The 21,877-nt window shown below is 71.4% G+C and carries 19 protein-coding genes; 7 read left to right on the top strand and 12 right to left on the bottom strand.

The window, feature by feature from the left end; genetic code table 11:
- The first annotated feature begins 31 nt into the window (after positions 1–31).
- Complete coding sequence (locus tag BMY97_RS11040) at positions 32–826, top strand: NYN domain-containing protein (RefSeq protein ID WP_091616492.1); 795 nt, start codon at positions 32–34, stop codon at positions 824–826.
- 12 nt (positions 827–838) lie between these two features.
- Here BMY97_RS11040 and BMY97_RS11035 read toward each other — a convergent pair whose 3' ends face one another.
- Genes BMY97_RS11035 through BMY97_RS11025 form a run of 3 tightly spaced genes read right to left on the bottom strand, consistent with a single transcriptional unit; the run spans position 839 to position 2,398 of the window.
- Positions 839–1,234 carry a nuclear transport factor 2 family protein gene (locus tag BMY97_RS11035; protein ID WP_091616490.1) on the bottom strand — a complete coding sequence of 132 codons (396 nt, stop codon included), beginning with the start codon at positions 1,232–1,234 and terminating at the stop codon, positions 839–841.
- Between the two features lie 35 nt (positions 1,235–1,269).
- Positions 1,270–1,692 (bottom strand): Rid family hydrolase, encoded by a 423-nt coding sequence (locus BMY97_RS11030; protein ID WP_091616488.1) that lies wholly within the window; start codon positions 1,690–1,692, stop codon positions 1,270–1,272.
- A 37-nt stretch (positions 1,693–1,729) separates the two neighbouring features.
- Positions 1,730–2,398, bottom strand: coding sequence for an HD domain-containing protein (locus tag BMY97_RS11025; RefSeq protein WP_091616487.1), 669 nt, complete (start codon positions 2,396–2,398; stop codon positions 1,730–1,732).
- Between the two features lie 71 nt (positions 2,399–2,469).
- Between BMY97_RS11025 and BMY97_RS11020 the strand changes: the two genes are divergently transcribed.
- Positions 2,470–3,426 (top strand): GlxA family transcriptional regulator, encoded by a 957-nt coding sequence (locus BMY97_RS11020; RefSeq protein ID WP_091616485.1) that lies wholly within the window; start codon positions 2,470–2,472, stop codon positions 3,424–3,426.
- A gap of 21 nt (positions 3,427–3,447) precedes the next feature.
- On the opposite strand, the gene BMY97_RS11015 is transcribed toward BMY97_RS11020, so the two are convergent.
- Both BMY97_RS11015 and BMY97_RS11010 read right to left on the bottom strand, forming a co-directional pair.
- Positions 3,448–5,016: an AMP-binding protein gene (locus BMY97_RS11015; protein ID WP_091616483.1), complete on the bottom strand. Its 1,569-nt coding sequence runs from the start codon at positions 5,014–5,016 to the stop codon at positions 3,448–3,450.
- Between the two features lie 56 nt (positions 5,017–5,072).
- Positions 5,073–5,627: a TetR/AcrR family transcriptional regulator gene (locus BMY97_RS11010; RefSeq protein ID WP_091616481.1), complete on the bottom strand. Its 555-nt coding sequence runs from the start codon at positions 5,625–5,627 to the stop codon at positions 5,073–5,075.
- 110 nt (positions 5,628–5,737) lie between these two features.
- On the opposite strand from BMY97_RS11010, the gene BMY97_RS11005 reads away from it, so the two are divergent.
- The gene (locus tag BMY97_RS11005) at positions 5,738–6,778 is read left to right on the top strand and encodes an NADP-dependent oxidoreductase (protein WP_245787264.1); all 1,041 of its coding nucleotides are present in this window, start codon (positions 5,738–5,740) and stop codon (positions 6,776–6,778) included.
- Positions 6,779–6,794: 16 nt separating this feature from the next.
- Here the strand turns inward: BMY97_RS11005 and BMY97_RS11000 are convergent, their stop codons facing one another.
- Positions 6,795–8,252 carry a sulfatase family protein gene (locus BMY97_RS11000; RefSeq protein ID WP_091616477.1) on the bottom strand — a complete coding sequence of 486 codons (1,458 nt, stop codon included), beginning with the start codon at positions 8,250–8,252 and terminating at the stop codon, positions 6,795–6,797.
- 62 nt (positions 8,253–8,314) lie between these two features.
- Positions 8,315–11,059 (bottom strand): RICIN domain-containing protein, encoded by a 2,745-nt coding sequence (locus BMY97_RS10995; RefSeq protein WP_245787263.1) that lies wholly within the window; start codon positions 11,057–11,059, stop codon positions 8,315–8,317.
- Positions 11,060–11,337: 278 nt separating this feature from the next.
- Between BMY97_RS10995 and BMY97_RS10990 the strand changes: the two genes are divergently transcribed.
- Together BMY97_RS10990 and BMY97_RS10980 are read left to right on the top strand one after the other, a co-directional pair.
- A complete protein-coding gene (locus tag BMY97_RS10990) occupies positions 11,338–12,714 on the top strand; it encodes a M4 family metallopeptidase (RefSeq protein WP_091616473.1) in 1,377 nt (458 codons plus the stop codon).
- A gap of 561 nt (positions 12,715–13,275) precedes the next feature.
- A complete protein-coding gene (locus BMY97_RS10980; protein ID WP_091616469.1) occupies positions 13,276–14,541 on the top strand; it encodes a hypothetical protein in 1,266 nt (421 codons plus the stop codon).
- A gap of 4 nt (positions 14,542–14,545) precedes the next feature.
- On the opposite strand, the gene BMY97_RS10975 is transcribed toward BMY97_RS10980, so the two are convergent.
- Both BMY97_RS10975 and BMY97_RS10970 read right to left on the bottom strand, forming a co-directional pair.
- Entirely contained in the window at positions 14,546–16,438 is a 1,893-nt protein-coding gene (locus tag BMY97_RS10975; protein ID WP_091616466.1) for a P-loop NTPase family protein, read from the bottom strand.
- Between the two features lie 71 nt (positions 16,439–16,509).
- Positions 16,510–17,547: a glycosyltransferase gene (locus BMY97_RS10970; protein ID WP_143086180.1), complete on the bottom strand. Its 1,038-nt coding sequence runs from the start codon at positions 17,545–17,547 to the stop codon at positions 16,510–16,512.
- Positions 17,548–17,785: 238 nt separating this feature from the next.
- Here BMY97_RS10970 and BMY97_RS46965 point away from each other — a divergent pair, with 238 nt between their 5' ends.
- Entirely contained in the window at positions 17,786–17,905 is a 120-nt protein-coding gene (locus BMY97_RS46965; RefSeq protein ID WP_177231279.1) for a helix-turn-helix domain-containing protein, read from the top strand.
- A gap of 24 nt (positions 17,906–17,929) precedes the next feature.
- Here BMY97_RS46965 and BMY97_RS10960 read toward each other — a convergent pair whose 3' ends face one another.
- Both BMY97_RS10960 and BMY97_RS10955 read right to left on the bottom strand, forming a co-directional pair.
- Positions 17,930–18,703, bottom strand: coding sequence for a maleylpyruvate isomerase family mycothiol-dependent enzyme (locus tag BMY97_RS10960; protein WP_091616460.1), 774 nt, complete (start codon positions 18,701–18,703; stop codon positions 17,930–17,932).
- Between the two features lie 40 nt (positions 18,704–18,743).
- On the bottom strand, positions 18,744–19,766 hold the full coding sequence (locus BMY97_RS10955) for a methyltransferase (protein WP_091616457.1): 1,023 nt from the start codon (positions 19,764–19,766) through the stop codon (positions 18,744–18,746).
- Between the two features lie 212 nt (positions 19,767–19,978).
- Here BMY97_RS10955 and BMY97_RS10950 point away from each other — a divergent pair, with 212 nt between their 5' ends.
- The gene (locus BMY97_RS10950; RefSeq protein ID WP_091616455.1) at positions 19,979–20,371 is read left to right on the top strand and encodes a cysteine/serine endopeptidase inhibitor; all 393 of its coding nucleotides are present in this window, start codon (positions 19,979–19,981) and stop codon (positions 20,369–20,371) included.
- Positions 20,372–20,380: 9 nt separating this feature from the next.
- Here BMY97_RS10950 and BMY97_RS10945 read toward each other — a convergent pair whose 3' ends face one another.
- Complete coding sequence (locus tag BMY97_RS10945; protein WP_143086179.1) at positions 20,381–21,625, bottom strand: helix-turn-helix transcriptional regulator; 1,245 nt, start codon at positions 21,623–21,625, stop codon at positions 20,381–20,383.
- Between the last annotated feature and the right edge of the window lie 252 nt (positions 21,626–21,877).

Below are 21,877 nucleotides of genomic sequence, written 5' to 3'. Positions count from 1 at the left end.
CAGCATCGGACGAAGAACGGGGACCACCAGCATGGTCACGGCCAGCGAGAACACCGCGAAACTGGCGGTGCTGATCGACGCGGACAACGCCCAGCCCTCGATCACCGAGGCCCTGCTCGCCGAGGTGGCCAAGTACGGCACCGCGCACGTCAAGCGCGCCTACGGCGACTGGACCGGCACCAACCTGAGGGGCTGGAAGGACCAGCTGCTGGCCCAGTCCATCCAGCCCATCCAGCAGTTCGCGTACACCACCGGCAAGAACGCCACCGACACCGCGATGGTCATCGACGCGATGGACCTGCTCTACTCCGACCGGTTCGACGGGTTCTGCATCGTCTCCAGCGACTCCGACTTCACCCGGCTGGCGGCGCGGCTGCGCGAATCCGGGCTGACGGTGTACGGCTTCGGCGAGCGCAAGACCCCCAAGCCGTTCGTCGCCGCCTGCGACAAGTTCATCTACATCGAGAACCTCACCTACACCGAGAACCCCGCGACCCCGGCCGCCGCCGCGCCCGCGCCGAAACCGGCCACCCCGGCCACCCAGCTCAAGGGCGACGCGACCCTGGTCACCCTGCTGCGCAACGCCGTCGAGGCGGCCTCCGACGACGACGGCTGGGCCGCCCTGTCGGCCGTCGGCAGCATCATCACCAAGCAGCGCCCCGAATTCGACTCCCGCACCTACGGCTACGCCAAGCTCAGCGACCTGATCACCGCCACCACCCTGTTCGAAGTGGACCGTCGCAGCCCCGGCGAGGGAAAGCCGTCGACGATCTACGTCCGGGACCGGCGCCGCCGGCCGGACCGGGACGCCAAAACCACCGGCTAGGTCTTTTGCCGATCACGGCCGCAGGGGCGCGCGCCGGGCCTTGACCACGCGGCGGCTGATGCGCCAGCCTGCCTCGGACCGTTCGAAGCGATCTTCAAAGGTGACGCTGCGCGCAGTCCCGTCGACACCGATGCCGATCCCTTTCGAGAGGCAGTGCACGACGCCATCGGTGATCTCGTCCAGCACGACATTGGTGACGTGGTGGGCCACCGGGTTCCGGTCGCCGAGATCCAGCACCCATGCCCGCATGGCCTCCAGCCCGGTGATCACTCCCCCGCCGAAGTCGCTCACGTCGTAGGCGACGTCGGCGGTGAAGATCTCGTGCAGGCGATCGAGCCGGCCCGTGTCGATCAGATGACCATGCTGGTTGACGATGCGGGTCATGGCCTCGCGGTCCTCGGTGTTCACCGGATCATCCTAGGCGGCGACCGGACTTCCCCGGTTCAGCGAGCGGCCTCCGGATAGGCGGCCGTCGCGCGGATTTCGACCAGCAGGCCCGGGCTGGCGAGGCCGCTGACGCCGATCAGCGACCAGGTGGGGTACGGCGGGGTGATCAGGCGTTGCTTCGCCGCGCTGAAACCGGGCAGGTGCCGGTGGATGTCGACGTGGTAGCTGGTCACGTCGACGAGGGCGGACAGGCCGAGGCCCTCCAGGCGGAGGATCTCCTCGATCCGCGCGATGGCGATTTCGGTCTGCTCTTCGATGGTCTCGGCGATGGTGCCGTCGGCGCGGCGGCCGATCGTGCCGGCGATGAAAAGCAGGCCGTGCGCGCGGACCGCGGCGGAATAGCCGAAGCGCTCGAAAGCGTTCCTGGCCTCTCCGAAGACTTCCGAGCCTTCGGGGATTTCGACGGTGTGGATGGCCATGGTGGTGCTTGCCTTTCGTTGACAGCGGTTGCGGAAATCAGTTGCCCCAGCGCGACGACCGGCACGCGTGCTCCATCCGGGTCCGGCCGAAGGTCTGCCGTTCGTGGAGGAATTCGCCGGGAATCGAATAGCGGGGGGCGTTGCCCGGGTTTTTCGCGGCCTGCGCGACGATCGCGTCGGTGAGTGAGCCGATCATGTCCAGCCGCGGGTAGCGGGCGTGGATGGTGTCCGCCAGCTCGTCGGTGACCGCGTCGAGGTGACCGCCGCTCACCACGCCGCCGAAGTCGAGGCCGACGCCTTCGCGGACGAGCACGCACAGGACGCCGCGGCGTTCGGCGATGCCCGGGGAGGTGTGCAGCGCGATCGCCTGCCAGACCTGGTCGGCGTCGGCAGTGGAAACCCCTTGCCGCACAAGGAATTCGGCCGCGCGGTCGGCGCCCTCGACCTCGAACCGCTGACGATGCGGGCCGTCCGCCGCGACGCCGAGGTCGTGCAGCGCGCACGCGGCGAACAGCAGGTCGTCGTCGTAGCCGGTCAGTGCGAGACGGCCGGCCATCAGCCGGGCGAACAGGTAGCTGCGGATGCTGTGGTTGAACACCGACGGCGATTCCACCGGCCGGACGAGGTCCACCACCGCCTCGGCCAGCGGCGTGCCCGGGAGCGTGATCAGGTCGTGTTCCACCCCTGGGGCGGCAGGTCCGGTCATGACTTCAGCCTGCCCGGCACCGCCCTGACCTGGTGAGTGGCAAAATTGCCCCGGTTCGATAGAATCACGCCATGACGGTCCATCGAGTCGCGGTGCTGGCGCTGGACGGGGTCACCCCGCTCGATCTCGCGATCCCGGCGCAGATCTTCAGCGCCCGCCCGGAAACCCCGTACGAGATGACCCTCTGCGGCCTCGAGCCGACGGTGACCACCACCGCGGGCTTCAGCCTCACCGCCGAAGCCGGCCTGGCCGGGGTGCGGGCCGCCGACACCGTGATCGTCCCGGGATTCGAACCGGTCACCCGTCTGCCGGAGCCCGCGCTCAGCGCGCTCGCCGACGCCCGAGACCGGGGCCGGCGCGTGGTGTCGATCTGCACCGGCGCGTTCGCTTTGGCCGCGGCGGGGGTGCTGGACGGCCTGCACGCCACCACCCACTGGCAGCACATCGACGAGCTCGAACGGGACTACGCGCGCGTGAGCGTCGACCGCGACGTGCTCTACGTCGACCAAGGCGACGTGCTCACCTCGGCCGGGGTGTGCTGCGGCATCGACCTCTGCCTGCACATCGTGCGCCGCGACCTGGGCGCCGTGACGGCCAACCGGATCGCCCGCGGCCTGGTCGCGGCTCCCCACCGCGACGGCGGGCAAGCCCAGTACGTGCCCGCTCCGGTCGCCGTCGCCGGGGAAGCCTCCCTGTCCGGCACCCGGGCCTGGGCCCTGGCCCGCCTCGACGAGCCGCTCGCCCTGCGGGTGCTCGCCCGTCACGCGGGAACCTCGCAGCGCACCTTCATCCGCCGGTTCACCGAAGAAACCGGCACGACCCCGTTGCAGTGGCTGCTCAACGCCCGCCTCGGCCGCGCCCGCGAACTGCTCGAGACCACCGATCACCCGGTCGACCGGATCGCCCGCGACTGCGGACTGGGCACCGCCACCAACCTGCGCCTGCACTTCCGCCGCGCGCTCGACACCACGCCCACCGCCTACCGCCGCGCCTTCCGCCGCACTGCGCCGGAACGGGCGGCCGGCTGAGCTTCGCCGTCACCGAACGGGTCAGCCGCCGGCCAGGTATTCGTCGCGGAGCACGTGCTTGCGGACCTTGCCGGAGCCGGTCAGCGGGAATTCCGTGACGAACCGCCACACTCGCGGTGTCTTGTGCGGCGCCAGGATGCCGCGGACGTGGTCGAACAGCTCGGCCTCGTCCGCCGCTGCGCCGGGCACGAGGCGGACGAACGCCGCGACCTGCTCGCCCCACTCGGGATCGGGCACGCCGACGACCGCGGCCGTCTCGATCGCGGGGTGCGTGAGCAGCGCGTGCTCGACCTCCTGGGGATAGATGTTCTCACCGCCCCGGATGATCATGTCCTTGATCCGCCCCTCGATGCGCAGGTAACCGCGCTCGTCGCGGCGGCCGAGGTCACCGGTGTGCAGCCAGCCCTCGGCGTCGATGGCCGACGCGGTCTGCTCGGGCAGGCCGAGGTAGCCCGTCATCACGTGGTAGCCGCGGGTGCGCACCTCACCGATCCGGCCCGGCGGGCAGGAAGCCTCCGTCGACGGGTCGACGATGTCCACCTCACAGGCGGGCAGCGGGCGGCCGACCGTGGCGGCGCGGTCTTCCGGGCTGTCGTCCGCGCTGGTCATGGTGATGCCCGGGGACGCTTCCGTCTGCGCGTAGACGGTGCTCATCGGCACCCCCAGCGTGGCCTCGACGCGACGGACCAGATCCGGTGGGACCAGCGCGCCGCCGGAGAGGGCGTAGCGGACCGAAGACAGGTCGGTGGCGGCGAAATCCGGGTGGCCGAGCAGCGCGAGGATCATCGTGGGCACGCCGCCGAACACGGCGCTGCGCTCCGACTCCATCACGTGCAGGTGCAGCGCCGGATCGAACCAGGGCAGGAGCACCTGCGTGCCCAGCGTGGCGATCGGGGCCAGCGTCGCCAGCACGCAGCCGGCGGTGTGGAACAACGGCATCGGGTTGACGAACGCCTCACCCGGCCGCATGGCGAGCTTTTCGGCGTAGGACAGGCGCGCGTTGTTGGTGAGACCCCGGTGATGCAGCACAGCGCCTTTGGGCGTGCCGGTGGTGCCGGAGGTGTACTGGACCTGCGCGGCGTCGTCCGGGCTGACCACGGGCAGCGGCTGGCCGGGCGAGCCGGAGTCGCGGAAGGCGCGCCAGTCTTCGAACAGCACCGCCTCGCGCAGGTGCGGGAGATCGGCGCGGACGTGCTCGACGAGTTCGGCCATCCGGCTGCCGCGGTATTCGCGCACCAGGAACACCCCGGCGGCCTGGGAGTTCCCCAGCACGTGCCGCAGCTCCTGTTCGCGCAGCGCCGGGTTGACCGTCACGAGCGTGACGCCGGCGAGGGCCGCGGCCAGTTCCAGCAGGATCCATTCCGGAATGTTGTTGGCCCACACGGCAATCCGCTCACCGGGCGCGAACCGGCCCAGCAACGCCTTGGCCGCGCGCTCGGCCTCGTCGAGCAGCTCGCCGTACGTCCACCTTCGCCGCGCGTCCGCCTCGGCGATCCCCTCCACCAACGCGGGCGCCGCCGATGCCTGTTCGGCCGCGGCGCGGAGCAGGTCGCCGACGGTCTCCTCGCGCACCACCTCAGAACCGGGCATGGCCGCCCCTTCCCTTCGACCGCAGCATAACCGGGTTCACCCGCCGCACTCCGGCGTCACGCCGCCCCGTCTTTCAGGATCGCGCTCACCACCACGTCGAAGAGATGCCCGGCGCGGGCCGCGAGCCCGGGCTGGTCGCCGAGCCAGGCGAGCGACGAGGCCAGGGCGAACAGGTCGGCGCCGTCGAGGTCGGCGCGCGCCACGTCCTCGGCCTGCGCTCGGGTGAGCAGCCGCGTGCCGGCCGCGCGCATGCTGACGCAGGAGGTGTGCAGCGCGGACTCGGGGTCCTCGATCGCCTTCACCATCGACGTCACCACCCCGCGGTAGTTCGTGGTGTACGCGACGAAATCGCGCAGCCACAACCTCAGCGCCTCCTGGGCCGGGCCGGCGGCCTCGACCTCGGCGGCCCGTGCCGTCAGCGCGTCGAAGCTCGTGCGGAGCAACGCTTCGAGCAGCGACTCCCGCGTCGGGAAGTGGCGCAGCAGCGTGGCCAGCCCGACCCCGGCCTGGCGGGCGATGTCGCGCATCGACGCCTCGGCGCCCTGCTCGGCGAGGACGGCGCCGGCGACCTCCAGCAGACGGTCGTGATTGGCCTGGGCATCGGCCCGCATCGGCCCTCCTGGGACAAACGGATCACTGACCCGTATTATCGGATCAGTGATCCGGAAAAACGGATCTCTGGTTCAGTTAGGTTACCCCGCGAGAGACGCAGGAGAGAATCGTGGCGACACAGACCATGAAGGCGATCCGGCTGCACGAGTTCGGCGGCCCCGAAGTGCTGCGTCACGAGGAGGTGCCGGTGCCCGCGCCGGGGCCGGGTGAGGTGCTCGTCCGCGTGCACGCGATCGGCCTCAACCCGCCGGACTGGTACGCCCGCGAGGGCATGCCCGAGGTGCCCGCCGAGCTGAAGCCCCCGATGGCCCTCCCCCTGATCCCGGGGACCGACGTCTCCGGCGTCGTCGAAGCCAGTGTCGACGGGGTCGACGGGGTCGACGGGGTCGACGGGGTCGACGGCTTCACGGCCGGAGACGAGGTGTTCGGCCTGCTGCGCTTCCCCACCGCCCTGCAGGCCGGCGCGTACGCCGAATACGTCACCGCGCCCGCGTCCGACCTCGCCCGCAAACCGGCTGCCGTCGACCACGCGCACGCCGCCGCGCTGGCCATGTCGGGGCTGACCGCGTGGCAGTTCCTGATCGACCTCGGGCACGACCACCCGTCACCGTTCCAGGCGGCCCAGCACCGCCCGATGGCCCTCGGCAGCGGGACGACGGTCCTGGTCAACGGCGCGGCCGGCGGCGTCGGGCACCTCGCCCTGCAGCTGGCCAAGTGGCAGGGCGCCCGGGTGATCGCCGTGGCCTCCGGCGCCCACGAGGGCTTCCTGCGCGAACTCGGCGCCGACGAATTCATCGACTACACCAAGGATCGGCCCGAAGAGGTCGTGCGTGATCTGGACCTGGTCCTGGACACCGTTGGCGGCCCCGGCAGCCGGCGCTTCCTGCGTGCGGTCAAACGCGGCGGCTCCCTTTACCCCGTGTACTTCGGCGAGTTCGACGACGAGGAGAACGCGAGGCTGGGGGTCACGGTCACCGCCGCCCAGGTCCGCTCGAGCGGCGCCCAGCTCACCGAACTCGGGCGTCTGCTGGCGGACGGCACGATCCGCGTGGCGATCGACAGCGCCTTCCCGCTCGAGGACGCCCGGGCGGCCCACGAGCGAGCGGCCCGGGGCCACCTCCGGGGCAAGATCGTGCTGACCCTCGGCTGAGGCCGGCCCGCCGGCTTCAGTGCCGGCAGGCGGCCGCCCCGTGGCAGGAGATCATGGCCTGCAACGTTTCGTGCAGGTGTTTCGCGGTGTCCGGTGCCAGCTGGGCCACGGTGTTGTGCAGCTCCTGCGGGTCCTTGCCGCGGTCGTAGTACTCCTTGGTGCCGTCGGTGTACTCGACGTAGGTGTAGGTGGTGCTGCGGATCGCCTCGTAGGTGGTCGGGTTGCCGCTGTTCTTCCCCGGCTTGTCCGGGTCGGCCGCGTCGAAGTCCGGGCCGTGGTGCTCGACCAGCCCGACCGTGCGCCACGCCGGCGGGGCGGCCCCGTTCAGCAGCGGCACCAGGCTCTCCCCGTCCACCTGCGCGGGCGTCCCGGCGCCGGCCAGCGCCTCGAAGGTCGGCCGCAGGTCGATGTTCTCCACCGGCTGGGCCACCGTCGCGCCGGCCTTGACCCCGGGCCCGCTGACCACCAGCGGCACGTGCACATCGGTGTCGAACGCGGTCTGCTTGCCGGGGGTGAGCCGGTACTCGCCCATGTGGTAGCCGTTGTCCGAGGTGAACACGAGGTCCGTGGACCCGCGCACGCCGGCCTGGTCCAGCGCGGCTTCCACGGTGCCGATCATCTTGTCCACCGACTGCACGGCCTGCGCGCGCTTGCGGAACGCTTTGTCGATGTTCGCCTTTTCCTTGTCCGTCAACGGAGTGCGGGACGCGAGCCACGGCGGCGGCGAGGACGGCAGGGTGTCGAACGCGGGCCCGCGCGGCGCGGTCAGGCCGGGGAAGGCACCGGCGTCGCGCGGCGCCGGGGTGTACGGGGCGTGCGGCGCGAAGGTGGCCAGCTCGATCGCGAACGGCGTGTGCGCGCTCGCCGAGCTGGTCACGAACTGCGCGGCCTTGCCGGCCATCACGTCGACCAGGTAGTCGCTGGGCGTTTTGCCGTAGTGCTTGACCGTGCCGTTCTCGTTGAGGTCGTAGTTGAACTCGCCGTAGCCGTTGCCCGCGACGTCCCATTCGCTCCAGCCCGGCGGCACCCCGTCGGACTTGGGGTCGTAGCCGTTGAGGTACTTGCCCATCATCGCCGTGCGGTATCCGGCCTGCTGCAACGAGGTCGCGTAGGTCGACTTGTCGTCACCCTTGCCGTGGAACGCGGCGTAGCCACCATCGGCGCCGCTATTGGTGAACACCCCGGTGTCGTGCGGCAGCATGCCGGTGAACAGCGACGACCGCGACGGGCAGCACAGCGAATCGGTGACCGTGTAGTTGCTGAAGGAGGTGCCGGTCTTCGCCAGCTCCTGCACGTGCGGCAGGTACGGCAGCAGGTTCATCGACAGGTCGTCGGTGAGCACGAGGACGAGGTTCGGCTTGCTGCCCGCGGTTCCGGCCGCGGCGGACGCCGAGCCGTCAGTCGTGCAAGCGGCGGTCGAAGCCACTGCCACAGCCAGTACCGCGGTCAGGAGGAGACGGGCGCGAAATGCCATGCCGACAAGCTAACGGCGGCACCACAGAGCCCGGTCAGCGTTGTGTTCGGGCTCGGTAAAGACTAGCGCAGCCGCCACAGGTGGTCCGCCGTGCCGCTGTCGGCGAACTGGACCACCTGCGCACTGTCCGCCGTGGACATCCGGTCGACGCCGAGCACCTTGCCCGAGTTGCGGTTCACGATCCGGAACCAGCCGCTGCCGTCGTCGAGCAGGCGCCACTGGTGATCGGCCGTTCCGTTGTCGGAGAACTGGACCACCTGCGCACTGTCCGCCGTGGACATCTGATCCACGCCCAGCACCTTGCCCGAGTTGACGTTGCGGATCAGCAGCCAGCCGTCCGCCGTGGGTTCGAAGCCCCACAGGTGGTCCGCCGTGCCGCTGTCGGCGAACTGGACGACACGGGCGCTGTCGGCCGTCGACATCTGATCGACGCCCAGCACCTTCGCCGAGTTCCGGTTCTCGATCCGCACCCGGCCGTCCGCCACCAGCTGCCAGAGGTGGTCGGCGGTGCCGGTGTCCGCGAACTGGACGACCTGCGCACTGTCCGCAGTGGACATCTGAGCCACGCCCAGCACCTTGCCGGAATTGCGGTTCTTCAGCCGCCACCAGCCGTCGCCGTTGTCGATCAGCTGCCAGAGGTGGTCGGCGGTGCCGTTGTCGGCGAACTGGACGACCTGCGCGCTGTCCGAAGTGGACATCTGGTCCACGCCGAGCACCTTGGCCGAGTTGGCGTTGCGGATCCGGTACCAGCCGTCGCCGTTCGCGACCAGGTGCCAGAGGTGGTCGGCGGTCCCGTTGTCCGCGAACTGCACCACCCGCGCACTGTCCGCAGTGGACATCCGATCCACGCCCAGCACCTTGCCGGAATTGCGGTTCACGATCCGGAACACCGCCCCCTCGCCACCCGGCGACCAGGGGTGCCCGTCCGGCGAGGCGGTCGGGAACGACGTGATCCGCAGCCGGGCCGCGCCCATCGGGATCAGCGTGACCGGCTCGACGTCCGCCACGCTGAGCGCCGGCGACGCCTGCAGCGTGGTCACGACGTTCTGGTCGTCCGCGGTCCATTCGGCGATCCTCCGCGCGGGCGCGGTGATCTTCACCGGCACGGCGTCCGGGGTGAACGGGTTGGCGGGCAAAGGACCGCCCGACGCCGCGAACGTCATCGCCGAGGCGGCGGTCCCCGGGTCGACGGCCAGCCCGTAGTTCCACGGCGTGGTCGCGTGCACCGCGTACTCCGGGAACTGCGCGCTCCCGCCGAGCGATTCGTACCGCTCCCCGATGTCCAGCGAGTACGTCAGCGGGCCGTGATCGACCGAGAGGGAATCGTGGTTCGCGCTCCACGTCCGCACGGAAGTCCGCTGCGGCAAGGTCACCTTCACGACATCGCCGTTACGCCAGGTCCGGTCGACTTTCGCGAACGCGGGCCCGGCCGGCACCGTGACCGGCGCGCCCGCCACGGTGACCTGCGGTGTCGCGCACCAGGCCGGAATCCGCAGGTACAGCGGGAAAGCCAGGTCCCTCGGCGTCCGGACGGTGAGAGTGATCTGCTCCGAGAACGGATAAGCCGTGTCCTCGGTGATGGTCACCGAAGCGCCGTCGGCGACCTTCGCCGTGACGCTGCTGGCCGCGTACATCGCGGCCGCGAGCCCGTTGTCCGGGGTCGCCAGCCACAGTTCCTCGGTGAAGTACGGCCAGCCCATGCCGTAGTTGTGCGGGCAGCAGCGGTACTGGTCGACGGCGGGCAGGTAGGCCTGCATCGCGAAGCCGTTCTGGAACTGCCCCTCGGTCTTGACCACGTCGTCGAGGTCGATGCTGTTCGCACTGGTGATGTAGTGCACCGCGCGCCCGCTGGGATCGAGCGCGGCGGGCAGGGAGTTGAAGGCGAGGTCCTCGCACCGGTCGGCCCACACCGGGTCGCCGGTCAGCCGCGTCAGCAACTGGTGGCTGGCCATGAACTCGACGATCCCGCACGTCTCGAAGCCCTGCCGCGGATCACCGAACCCCGGCCGCGCGTTCTCGTCCCCGGCGAACCCGCCGCCGGCGAACTGCCCGTACGTCCCCATGATCGTGCGGTAGTCCTGATAACTCGCCTGCACCAGCGCCGGATCACCGGACCGCAGCGAATACTGCGCCGGCTCACGGAAACCCTGGGCCACGTTGACGTTGTGCAGGCTCGGCAGATTCCCGACCCAGTCCGCGCCGTAACGGTGGATCTTGTCGGCGAGGTCGAGCAGGAACGCGTCACCGGTGCGGTTGAACAGCCAGAACACGCTGTCCAGGCCGTCACCCCAGCGCACGTACAGCCAATCCGCCTCGAACGCGTCCTGGCCCTGCGCGTTCATGTACTGGAGGAACCGGGTCAGGAACGGGACGATCCGCGCATCGCCGGTGTACTCCTCCCAGGACCGCAACGCCTGCATCATCGGCAGGTACGGCCAGAAGTGCGGGCCGCCCCGGAACCTGGTGCGCAGCCCGGCCGGGCCGAAGAAGCCGTCGGCCTGCTGGGTGGCGAGCACCGCGTCGACCCACCGGTGGGCCGTGTCCAGCGCGGTGGCGTCCCCGGTCACGGCGGCGAGGTCGAGGTAGCCGCGCAGCCAATACGGCACCTCCTCCCAGCCGTCCTGTTCGGGGTGCACCCAGCCGTTGGTGTCGAAGTCCAGGAAGTGCGACGTCTCGGGGTAGTGCCCGCAGAGCCCGTCGAGCTGCAGTTGCAGTTGCCCGGCGAGCCAGCCGCGTGCGGTGACCGCGCCGGGAGGGAGCTTGAGGAACGCGGTGGGTTGCAGCGGCGCGGCGTTCGGCGTGTACAAGCCGCCTCGAGCGGGAGCGACCGTCCGGCGGAGAGCGGCAGCCCCGGCGGGCCCGGCCGTCGCTCCGGCCAGCAGAGTGGCGACGGCTCCGGTGACGAAGTGTCTACGGTTCAGCGGCACGGGTACCGGCCTCCACTCGTCATTACAACGTTGTAAAAACAGGATTACCGGTGCCGGTGGTCGTGCACAACCGCCGTTCGTCTTAGCGGTGGCGGCTGACCCGCCCGGTTTCCGCTCTGGCAGGATTTGCCGGGTTCGGGGAGGAACAGGGGGATGGCATGGTGTGGATCAGGCTGCTCGCGGCTGCCGGGGCCGCCGGAATCGTGGCGGGCGCGACGCCGGCGACTGTGGACGGCACGGGCCACGGGTACCACGCCGGCACGGTGCCGCTGAGCACGAGCCGGCGGGCCGACGGCACGTTCGAACTCCTCGACGGGCGGCGCGGGGACAGCGAAACCCGGTTCTTCCCGAAGAACCCCGCCTCCAGCACGCCGACCCGGGAGACCAGCGAGCCCATCACCTCGCCCGGAAACTCTTGGGGCGACGGCAAAGCCGGCGGTCTGGAGACGACGGCCGCCGACGTGCACTACGGCATCGGCCAGGCCTGGGACTACTTCAAGACCGTGCACGGGCGCGAGGGCGCCCGGGGCGACGGCAAGGGGATGGTCACCTACCTCTACCGGGACACCTTTCCCGGCTCGTCGTTCAGCAGCGCCTGCGCCTGCCTGAAGATCGCCTTCGGCGACACGATCCGGCCGGCGACGGACCTGCAGACCGTCGGGCACGAATTCACCCACGCTGTCACCGCGTCGACCGCGAAGCTGGCCAACAGCGGTGAGCCGGCCGCCCTCGACGAGGCGACCAGCGACATCTTCGGCGTCCTGATCAGGTTCTACGCGCAGAACCCCGCCGACCCGGCGGACTACGTCATCCCCGACGGGTCCGAAGACGTCCAGGTGCCCGAGAAACCGTTGCGCTACATGGACGACCCGGCCAAGGACGGCAAGTCGCCGTCCTGCTGGTCCCCCGGCCTCAAGGACCTCGACGAGCACTTCGGCTCGGGCGTCGGCAACAAGTTCTTCTTCACCCTGGCCGTCGGCAGCGGGAAGTCCGCCTGGGGCGACAGCCCGGCCTGCGGCGGCGCGGCGGCGGTGACCGGCATCGGCAACGACAAGGCGGGCCGGATCTGGTACCGCGCGCTCACCACCGCCATGGTGTCCAACACCAACTACTCCGGCGCACGGCAGGCGACGCTGCGCGCGGCCGCCGACCTCTACGGCGAAGGCAGCACCGAGCAGTCCGCCGTCCGAGCCGCCTGGCTGGCCGCCGGGGTCGACGGGTCGGACCCGGTCCCGCCCGTGCCACCGGTGCCGCAGGACCCGGTGGTCACCGCGCCGCTGCCGTCGCTGATCCAGGTCGGCACCCCGCTGCGGGTCCAGGTCCCGGCCACCGACCCGCAGGACGACCCGTTGACCTTCACCGCGGCCGGCCTCCCGCCGGGGCTGGCGATCAGCCCGGCCGGCCTGATCTCCGGGACCCCGGCGACCGCCGGCTACTACGTGATCACGGTGACCGCGACCGACCCGGCCGGGCACACCGGGAGCGACCGCTCGATCTGGAAGGTGGAGCCCGCCGCACCGGCTCACGGCGGCTGAGCCCGGTCACAGCCCGGCCCCGGCCGCGCCCCGGTCGACTATGATCAAGCGCGGCCCGCCGGGGACGGCTTACTCGATGGACAGATGGACACACAGGGTGACTGGCGAAGCACACGTATCGGTGCCGATCGGGCTGCACGCATCCCGCTGGACCACCGTCACCCCCGAGCGAGCGGTCCTGCTGGTCGCCCACAACGTGACGACGGTGAACCGGCTGCTCGACGTCATCCCGGCCTTCGAGAACGACTCCCGCGTCCAGCTCGTGTGCACCGACATCGGCGCGGACCCGTTTCGTGACGGATTGACCGAAGCACTCGACCGGACGGGCATCATCACCATTCCCTGGGAACAGGCGAAACAAACCCGGTTCGACCTCGCGATCAGCGCCAGTCATCACGGTGAATTGGCGGAGGTGACCGCGCGTCGCGTCATTCTCTCCCACGGAATCGGATATACTAAGTATTCTCCGCAGAGACCGGAGACCGGAGACCGGAGACCGGAGACCGGAGACCGGAGACCGGAGACCGGAGACCGGAAACCGGAAACCGGAAACCGTTCGGCTTGTCGGCGGAATGGCTGCTGCGTGACGGCCGCCCGGTGGCCGATGCGTTCATTCTCTCCCACCCGGATCAGGTGCGGGAAATCGGCGAGCAAGCACCGGCCGCGCTGCCGTCCGCCGTGGTCGCGGGCGATCCCTGTCTCGATCGCATCGCGGCCAGCGTCCCCTTGCGGGAGCGTTATCGCGCCGCGCTGGGCGTCGGTGACCGCACCTTGGTGCTGCTGACCTCGACGTGGTCGAAGCGTTCACTGCTGGGCGCACGCCCGCAGCTCCCCCGCGAAGTCATGGCGGAGCTTTCGCCTGACTCCTTCGCGGTGGCGCTTGTGCTTCACCCGAACACCACCCACGGACACGGGGCCGCAGCCGTGCGCCAGTGGTACGCCGACTGCCTGCGTTCGGGAATGCTGATCCTGGACGAGGTCGAAGGGTGGCGCGCCGGGCTGGTCGCGAGCGACCTGGTGATCGGCGACCACGGCTCGGTGACCGGTTACGCGGCCGCGCTGGGAAAGCCGACCCTGCTCGGCGCCTTCGACGACGTGCCACCGTCGACGCCGATTTCGATGCTGGGCGAGCTGGCCCCGCGGCTGCCGCGCCACGGGCCGTACCGCCCGGACATCCTCGCGGCCGCGAAGCCACGCCCGGACCACCCGTTCCCCGCCGTCCGGGAACTCGCGACGTCGGTGCCGGGCGAGTCGCTTTCGTTGCTGCGCAAGCGTTTCTACGATCTCCTGGAACTCCCGGAGCCCAGCTCGGAAGTAGCCGTGCACCCCATCCCCACCCGCGGCATCGCCACGCCGCCGTCCGGCGTGCAGGCCCATTTCGTGTCCCATCGGGTCGACGCCGAGGAACGGCGCGTCCAGCTTTCCCGGCGGGCGGCGGAGATCCAGCGCGCGGACGAAGACGGCGAGGCCGATGTCCACCTGAGCTGTTCGGTGGACTACCCGATCCGTTCCCTGCGCACCGCGGCCGCCGTGGTGACTGCGCGGCCCGAGGACCCGGGTGACGATCCGGGGCGATGGCACCGGCAGGTCTTCGACCGGCATCCGAACTGCGTCGTCAGCGCGGTGCCGGCCGGCGGCTCGGTCACGCTGTCCCTGCGCGACGGGCCGAGCCTCACGCTCACCGCCGCCGGTGTGTCCGCCGAAGCCCTCGCGTCCGTCGCCTACGCCTGGAGCGCGACCGGCCTGGACGGCGAAGAACTGGCCCCGTCCGTCGTGCTGAGCCTGGACGGCCGCGATCACCAGGTCGACGTGACGGTCACGGCCTGACCGGTCAGTGCCCGGAGGCCCGGCCTTCTGCTTCGGCGAGAGCCGCCAGCGCCTCGAGCACTTCCGCGGCGGAGTCGGGCATGGCGACTCGTTCAAAGAGCGCGCTCGCGGTCCGCCAATGGGCCTCGGCGCCGCGCGTATCGCCCTTTCCGCGGTCGATATCGCCCAGCAATTTCTCGCATCGGGCGAGATTCGGCGTGTCCTTGTCCTGGCCGGCGAAATACTCCCCGGCCCGGGTGATTTCCGGGACGGCCTCGTCGAGCAGGCCCTCCTTGAACGCGACCCGGCCGGAATGCATTCGCAGAAGTGCCGCCGCGCGTTCTTCCTGGGCCGGGTCCGCCATCAGCGGCACCGCCGCGAGCGCCTCCCGTAAACAGGTGCGAGCCTCGGCGAACCGGGAGAGTTGCTCGTTGCCCAGGCCCAGCCATTCGAGCGCGCTGGCTTTTCCGGGGCCGTAACCGGAATCCGCCGCGGCCCGGGCGAATCGCAGCACCTCCTCGCCGTCACCGAGCTGCTCGTGCAGGCCGGCCAGGTCCCGGTTGAGCTGCCATTCGACCGGCGCGGTGGCCGCGAAGTCGAGCGCGCGCCGGTAAAGGTCGATCAACGCGCCGGAACGACGGGTCTGGTAGGCGAACGAATAGAGGGCCGTCGGGACGATGGCGGCCAGCTCGGGCTTGCCGAGGTCGGCGCAGCCGCGCGCCCCGGCGACGAGGCTCTCCCATTCGACGCCGAACTCGCCCGCCACGGCCGCCATTCCGCCGGGCGCGGGCTCAGCCGCGGCGTAAAGCGCTTCGGCACCAACGGGAACGGGCCGAGCCGCGTAACCGCGATCCAGTGCCACCGCCCGTCCGGCCAGCCAGACAGTGGCGCGCTCCACCGCGTCCTGAGCCTCGTCCGGGGCCTTCTCCCAGGCCAGTCCTTCGGCGTGTTCGCGGAACAGCTGGTGGAACCGGTAACGCCCCGCGCCACGGTCCTCGAGCAGGTACTTGCGGACCAGCCGGGCCAGCCGGCGCCGGACCTCCCGGTCCGCGCCGCCGAGCACCGCCGCGGCCAGCGGCAAACCGAAGTCCGGCCCCGGCGCCAGGCCCAGCAGCCGGTAGTCCCGCTTTTCCTCCTCGGTGAGGTCCAGGTAGATGGCGTCGAACACCGCGGACACCGAGACGTCGCCGTCGCTCTCCAGATCGGCGAGCACGAAGGACTCGACGAAATCGCGCGGATCGTCCTCACCGCTGACGATCAGGCCGCCCCCGACCGCGAGGGCCAGCGGCAGGCCGGAACACTTGCGCCACAACCCGTTGATCACCTCCGGTGGCACTTCGGGAGAGCCGCCGCCGAGCGCCTCGATCAGCTCCGCGGTGGCCCCGAGGTCGAAGGCCGGCAGGTCGAACCGGGCGAACTGATGCCGGACGGTGAGCGCGTCGAGCTTGCTCCGGCTCGTGACCACGACCGCGGCCTGCGAGACGTCGCCCAGCAATCCGTCCAGCTGCTCGACCATCTTGACGTCGTCGATCACCAGCAGGATCCGCTTGCGGGCGAGCGCGCCCCTGGCCGCGGCGAGCCGGTCCTCCGGGGCGCCGGGGATCTCCGCCGACGGAGTCCCGAGCTGGGCGAGCAGCTGGCGCGCCAGGTCCGCCGCCGGGACCAGGCCGCGGGGATCGGAACCGTGGGCGTCGAGGAAAAGCCCGCCGTCCGGGTAATCCCTGGCGAACCGGTAGGCCAGGTGAAGCGCCAGCGTCGTCTTCCCGATCCCGCGGGCGCCGGCGAGCTGGAGCAACACGGGCCGCCCGTCCGCGAGTGCCCGGACCTGCGCGTCCGACGTCTCGCCGATCTCGGCGACGCGGTTCACGCACAACGGCTGCCGCGGCAACGTCCACGGTGCGGCGGACTGGTCGCTCATGCACGTCCTCCCTCGAAGCGTGCGGTCGAGCCTATCGGGTCGGGCACACGTTCCGTGACGGAATCAGCACATCACCGCGCGGCGGCCAGCTCGAGCACCTGCTCCGCCGCTTCGGCCGCCGAGGGTGAGGCCCGGATGAGCGACCGGAGCCGGTCGACCCCGGCGGCGAGCCGGGGATCGAGGACCAGGCTCTCGGCCTGCCGCCGCAGGCTCGACCGGCAAACCGGCCGTACCCCGGCCCCCAGCGCGATCAGCGTCGCCGCCGTCCGGCGCTGCTCACGGCTGCGCGGCGCGATCAGCATCGGCACCCCCGCCGCGCCCGCCTCCAGGACCGAGTTCATGCCACCGTGGGTCACCAGGACGTCGGCGCGTCGCAGCAGCTCCTGCTGCGGGATCGAAGGCAGCGCCAGCACGTTGCCCGGCAAGCGGCCCAGCGAAGCGACCGGCGTCGGCCCGGTGGCGAGCACGACCGTCCAGTCACTGCCCCGGAACGACTCGGCGATCATCCGCAGCTCCTCACCGCGGCGCGCGAAAACCGTGCCGAAGGAGACCACCAGAACCCGGTGCCCGGTCAGCCGTTCGTACGGAAATCCCGGCGCCGGCAAGCGGAGTCCCCCGTGCAACGGCCCGGCGAAGCGGATCCGCCCCCGCCATCTGCCGTGCCCCCGGTGGAACTCGGGCAGACCGTTGACCAGCAATGGCCCCCGCCCAGCCGTTGAGCCCGGCGAAGTCGTCCACAGCCACGCGGGCTCCCCGCCGAACGGCAGCCCCCGCAACCAGCGCGCATGCGGATCGACGACCGCCAGCTCCGGCGGTTCCTCGGCGATCTCACGATCGCAGGCCGCACGCACCTCGGCCGCGGTCCGCCGCCGCCGAACCCGGGCTCGTCGGCGGCCGGCCAGATCCGCGGGCGCCCACCCCGGCGGGACGTACGCCCCCGCGTCCGACCCCGCGACAACCGGGACCACCCCCGCCGCCCGCACCGCGTCCCGATACCGCGGCGGGACGACCATCCGAACCGCCGCCCGATGGCGAACCAGCTCGGCCCCCACCTTGAGAAACGGCCCGATATGCCCCCGCGCGGGATACGGCACGAGCAAGATCCCCATCCACCCGACGATACCCGGCACCGCCCCGCCGCTGAGAACGGCGAGCCGGGACCTCTTGCACCGCAACAGCCTCCTGGCTCGACGACGCCATGAGCCGTGGTGGTCGGGCGACGCGGCTTCGCCGGTTGGCCCATGGCGTGCCGGTCACCACGGAACCGGCGCTGCGCCGCTGCCCGGACCTGACGACAGCGGTGCACGACACCGGCCGTGCCGAGCGTCCGGCCGATGGCTGGACGCCATGACAGGCCGGCGGGTGCGGCGGATCGAGCAGATAGCCGGCGTCGACCTGGCCGACGGGCAGCAGCGGCTGGCCCTGCACCTGGGCATCAAACTCGCCCGGTTGCAGGGCCGGGTCTGAGTCACGCCACTGCGCCCCTTCCCGTCAGAAGCCGGGGAAGACCCGGCGCAGGTCGTCGAGGGTCAGGTTGCCGTCGATGGTGACGCCCTTGTCGTACGGGGCCTTGAGGCGGCCGCTGACCAGGCGGATGAGCGCTTCCGCCGGGCCGTTGAACGTCGCGGAGGGCGAGTCGAGGTGGTCCACCACGGTGGCCGCGTCGTCGATCACCAGGCCGGCGCCGGGAACGGCGACGGACACCGGGTTCGCGAGCTCGGCCGGCTTCGCGAAGAAGCCCACCATGAAGCCCAGCGGCCCGGTCAGGAGGTCGACGAGCACCGCGGCCGAGCCGGCGTCCACACCGGCGTCGGGGTCGAAGGCGACGCGCACGTCCCACGAGTGGTTGGCCACCTCGTTGAGCCGCATGGCCAGCGCGGTCAGCATGGGGACCGGCTCCGGCAGGAAGCCGAGGTCGACGGTCAGCGACGAGCGCTGCTCGGGCGTGAGCGCCTCGACCGTTTCGAGCCAGCGCGCGTTGTGCTCCAGGAAGCCCTCGGCCTGCGCGCGCGGCGCCGACGCGTCCCAGCGCGCCCAGATGGTCTGGTTGTCCTCGGCCGTCACCGTCGCGCCGATGGCCCGGGCGATCGGCGCGCGGCCGATCTCCGCGCCGCTGCCGAGGTGGGAAAGCGCCTGGGCGACGGTCCATTCCGCGGCGCCGCTGGTGGCGGCCAGCTGTTCGTCGGTGAGGCTGCCGACGAGGCCGGCCAGCGCGTCGTGCTCGGAGCGGAGTGCGGTGATCGTGCGGTCCACGAGTTGGCTCATGACACGCTCAACTCCCGAGGGGGCGCGGGTGTTCCGGGTGTCATCGCTTGACCGCCTCGAAGATCACGAGCGGGCTCGACGTGGCCACGACCCGTTCGACCGCGAAACCCGCCTCGCCGAGCAACGCCCGGTACTCGCTCTCGGTGCGTTCCCGCCCGCCGAGCAGGCTCACCATGACCAGGTCCATGTGCTTGGCCGGATGGGGCTCGTCGCCCGCGGGCACGGCCTGCTCGACGACGATCAGCCGGGCGCCGGCCGGGGCCGCGGCCCGGACCGACCGCAGGATCCGGAGCGCTTGCTCGTCGCTCCAATCGTGGAGGACCCAGCTCAGCACGTAGATGTCCGCCACGGGGACCTCGGTGAAGAAGTTCCCGGCGACGACCTCCACGCGGTCGGCCAGTCCGGCGGCGGCGAGCACCGCGTGCGCGGAGTCGGCGACACCCGGGAGGTCGAAGACGATGCCCCGCCGGCCCGGCCGGTCGTCCAGGCGCAGCAGTTCCGCGAGGACGGTGCCGTCGCCGCCGCCGAGGTCGGCGATCACGTCGCCGGCCGGAAGCCGGTAGCCGTCGAAGGTCCCCGCCCGCAGCGTCCGGGAGAAGACGGCCATCGCCCGGCCGAAGAGCGCGGCCATGGCCGGGTCGGAGGCGACCTGGTCGAAGTACGGCTTCCCGAAGTACTTGACCGCGGCGGACTCCCCGGTCCGCAAGGTGTGCCCGAGCTCGGCGACGGCCCGGTAGTGCAGGTGCATCCCGCCCACCGCGATGCCGTGCATCGACTGCGGGTGGCTCTCCGACAGCGTCGCGCCGAGCGGGGTGACCGCCACTTTGTCCCCTTCGGTCCGGAAGACGCCGTGCTGCGCGACGGAGCGGATCAGCCGGGCGAGCACGTCGGCATCGGATCCGGTGCGCTCGGCCAGCGCCGCGATCGTCTGGGGTCCCTCTTCGTCCAGAATCGTCGCGACGCCCGCTTCGGCGAGCACGAACAACGCCTGGGACAGCAGGAAACCGTCCAGCAGCTGCGCCATCACCACAGTGGGCGGCCGGACCTCGGGCTCGTCGGACATGACGGCGGTGCCTTCCTCGTCGGGGCCGGTGATCTTCCAGCTTGCCCCCGAGCAGGCCCGGGGCCCGTACCGGGCTCCCTGTGGCCGGACCGCAACGCCTGCCGCGGCCCGTTGCGGCCGTCCCACAGCCCGGGCCGTCGTCCGTTGCGCATGGCCGGACGGCGCCGGACGCTGAGGCCGAGCCGCCCCCTGCGAAAGGCTGGTTCCCCACCATGAAAACCCTGCTGAAAGCCGCCGGCGCGGTCGCTTCCGCGGCCGCCCTCACCCTCGCCGCCGGCGGGATCGCCGGCGCGAGCCCCGCCACCAGCGGCAGCGCCACCTACTACACCGAAGCGGGTTACGGCGCCTGCGGAACCCAGCTCAACGCGAGCACGGACCTGCTGGTCGCCGCCCCGGCCGCGCTCTGGACCACGCCGAACCCGAACAACGACCCGCTGTGCACGCAGTCGATCCGGGTCACCTACAACGGCAGGACGATCACCGTGCCGATCAGGGACAAATGCCCCACCTGCGACCCGTCCAAGATCGACCTCAGCCTGCCCGCCTTCCAGTCGCTGGCCGATCCGAACCTCGGGATCATCCAGCTGGACTGGGAAATCCGGTAGTCCCGCCGATCAGGGCAGCGGCACGGGCAGCGTGGCCAGCTCGCGCCGGCCGGCCACGCCGAGCTTGCGGTAGACGCTCGAGAGGTGGAACTCCACCGTCCGCACGGTGAGGAACTGCTGCTCGGCGATGCGCCGGTTGCTCAGCCCGGACCGGGCCAGCTCCGCGATCTTGCGCTGCTGCCCGGTCAGCCGGTCGCCGGCCTGACGGGTCAGCCGGTGCAGCGCGGTTTCCGCGCGTTCGGCCCAGGCCGCGTAACCCGCCTTGCGAGCGAGGTCCCGGACCTCTCCGAGCATCGCGGCCGCCTGCGGGCACTGCCGCTCGGCGCTGAGGAAGTGCGCCAGGTCGTAACGCGCGCGAAGCAGGTCCTCCGTGGCCGCGCCCCCGGCAAGGAGATCCGCGGCTTCGCGAGCCTCGCCGGAGGTCCGGCTCCGCACCACGGCGTGCGCGTGGACCGCCACGCCGAGCGTCCGCGGATCCGGCCAGCGTCGGGCCAGTCTCAGCTCACGCTCGGCGAGCACCGAGGCCAGCCGGTGCCGTCCGGACGCGTGGGCGCACAACGCGGCCCGCGACCGCCACGGGACGACGGCCGGATTCCGCACCCCGTGCTCGGTGAGCAGCCGGCCGCATTCGAGGAACGCCGTCCTGGCGAGGTCGTGGCGTTCCGCCGCCAGCTCCAGATCTCCCAGCGCGGCAAGGAGTTCGGCCTTGTCCTCGCTGTGGGCGAAGGACTCGCCGCAGACGTGGTCGAGCATCCGGCGGTACGCCGCGTCGAGGTCGCCCCGGCTGGTGTGCGCGGCCGTCGACCACGCCACGAGCAGATCACGCAGCCGGGGTGCGGGACCGCGTTCGAGCGCCTGGTCCAGGATTTCCGCCGCCGCGGCGGGCTCGCCCTGCAGCCAGGCCAGCCGGCCCCGCAGCGCGAAAGCGAACTCCGCCAAGGTGTCCGGGCCCGGCGTGGCCAGTACCCGGTCGCAGTGCTCCCCGGCGAGGCCGGTCTCCCCGGCGTGCACGAGCGCCATCACGGCGTACCAGAACGACAGCACGTCGTGCCGGCCCGGCGAGCGCAGCACGAAACCCGCCTCGCGGATCACCTGGTCCCGGTCCTCACCGCTGTTGGCCATCGCGATCGCGCGCAGCGCATGGTCGCGTTCGGGCGGCTCCGCCGCCGCGGCCCGCACGGCGGCGGCGCCACCCGGTGCATAAGGCAGCCCGGACACCGCGGCCGATGGCTGTTCCCTCCCCGTCGACGACAAGAGATGCTCCTCTGCCTCACTGGCGGCCAAGGTTTCACCGTCATCCCGTCGATGATGGTGCCTGTTCACGGCCGGGCCGGCGGCACCCGGGACAGATCCGCGACCGCGCTCGCGAATGACGTGCTCACCCAAGTGGCCCAGCGACGGTCCCGCCGATGGCGCGCCGCAAGGCCGTGACCAGTGCCTTCGCTCCGGACGATTCGCGGGACCCGACCATCGACGTCACTCGTTCGCAGGAAGGGCGGCCGAGAG

Origin of the sequence: Amycolatopsis saalfeldensis (assembly GCF_900110575.1) — a bacterium.
Lineage (GTDB): Bacteria > Actinomycetota > Actinomycetes > Mycobacteriales > Pseudonocardiaceae > Amycolatopsis > Amycolatopsis saalfeldensis.
The sequence above is the reverse complement of the archived record's forward strand: the minus strand, read 5'-3'. Positions and strand labels throughout refer to the sequence as shown.

Coding starts and splice junctions, on each gene's coding strand:
- BMY97_RS10975 (WP_091616466.1), bottom strand. CDS start 16,438: ATGAGCGACCAGTCCGCCGCACCGTGGACGTTGCCGCGGCAGCCGTTG.
- BMY97_RS11030 (WP_091616488.1), bottom strand. CDS start 1,692: ATGGCCATCCACACCGTCGAAATCCCCGAAGGCTCGGAAGTCTTCGGA.
- BMY97_RS11000 (WP_091616477.1), bottom strand. CDS start 8,252: ATGGCATTTCGCGCCCGTCTCCTCCTGACCGCGGTACTGGCTGTGGCA.
- BMY97_RS11015 (WP_091616483.1), bottom strand. CDS start 5,016: ATGCCCGGTTCTGAGGTGGTGCGCGAGGAGACCGTCGGCGACCTGCTC.
- BMY97_RS10950 (WP_091616455.1), top strand. CDS start 19,979: ATGAAAACCCTGCTGAAAGCCGCCGGCGCGGTCGCTTCCGCGGCCGCC.
- BMY97_RS11010 (WP_091616481.1), bottom strand. CDS start 5,627: ATGCGGGCCGATGCCCAGGCCAATCACGACCGTCTGCTGGAGGTCGCC.
- BMY97_RS11025 (WP_091616487.1), bottom strand. CDS start 2,398: ATGACCGGACCTGCCGCCCCAGGGGTGGAACACGACCTGATCACGCTC.
- BMY97_RS46965 (WP_177231279.1), top strand. CDS start 17,786: ATGACAGGCCGGCGGGTGCGGCGGATCGAGCAGATAGCCGGCGTCGAC.
- BMY97_RS10960 (WP_091616460.1), bottom strand. CDS start 18,703: ATGAGCCAACTCGTGGACCGCACGATCACCGCACTCCGCTCCGAGCAC.
- BMY97_RS10970 (WP_143086180.1), bottom strand. CDS start 17,547: ATGGGGATCTTGCTCGTGCCGTATCCCGCGCGGGGGCATATCGGGCCG.
- BMY97_RS10955 (WP_091616457.1), bottom strand. CDS start 19,766: ATGTCCGACGAGCCCGAGGTCCGGCCGCCCACTGTGGTGATGGCGCAG.
- BMY97_RS11020 (WP_091616485.1), top strand. CDS start 2,470: ATGACGGTCCATCGAGTCGCGGTGCTGGCGCTGGACGGGGTCACCCCG.
- BMY97_RS10990 (WP_091616473.1), top strand. CDS start 11,338: ATGGTGTGGATCAGGCTGCTCGCGGCTGCCGGGGCCGCCGGAATCGTG.
- BMY97_RS11040 (WP_091616492.1), top strand. CDS start 32: ATGGTCACGGCCAGCGAGAACACCGCGAAACTGGCGGTGCTGATCGAC.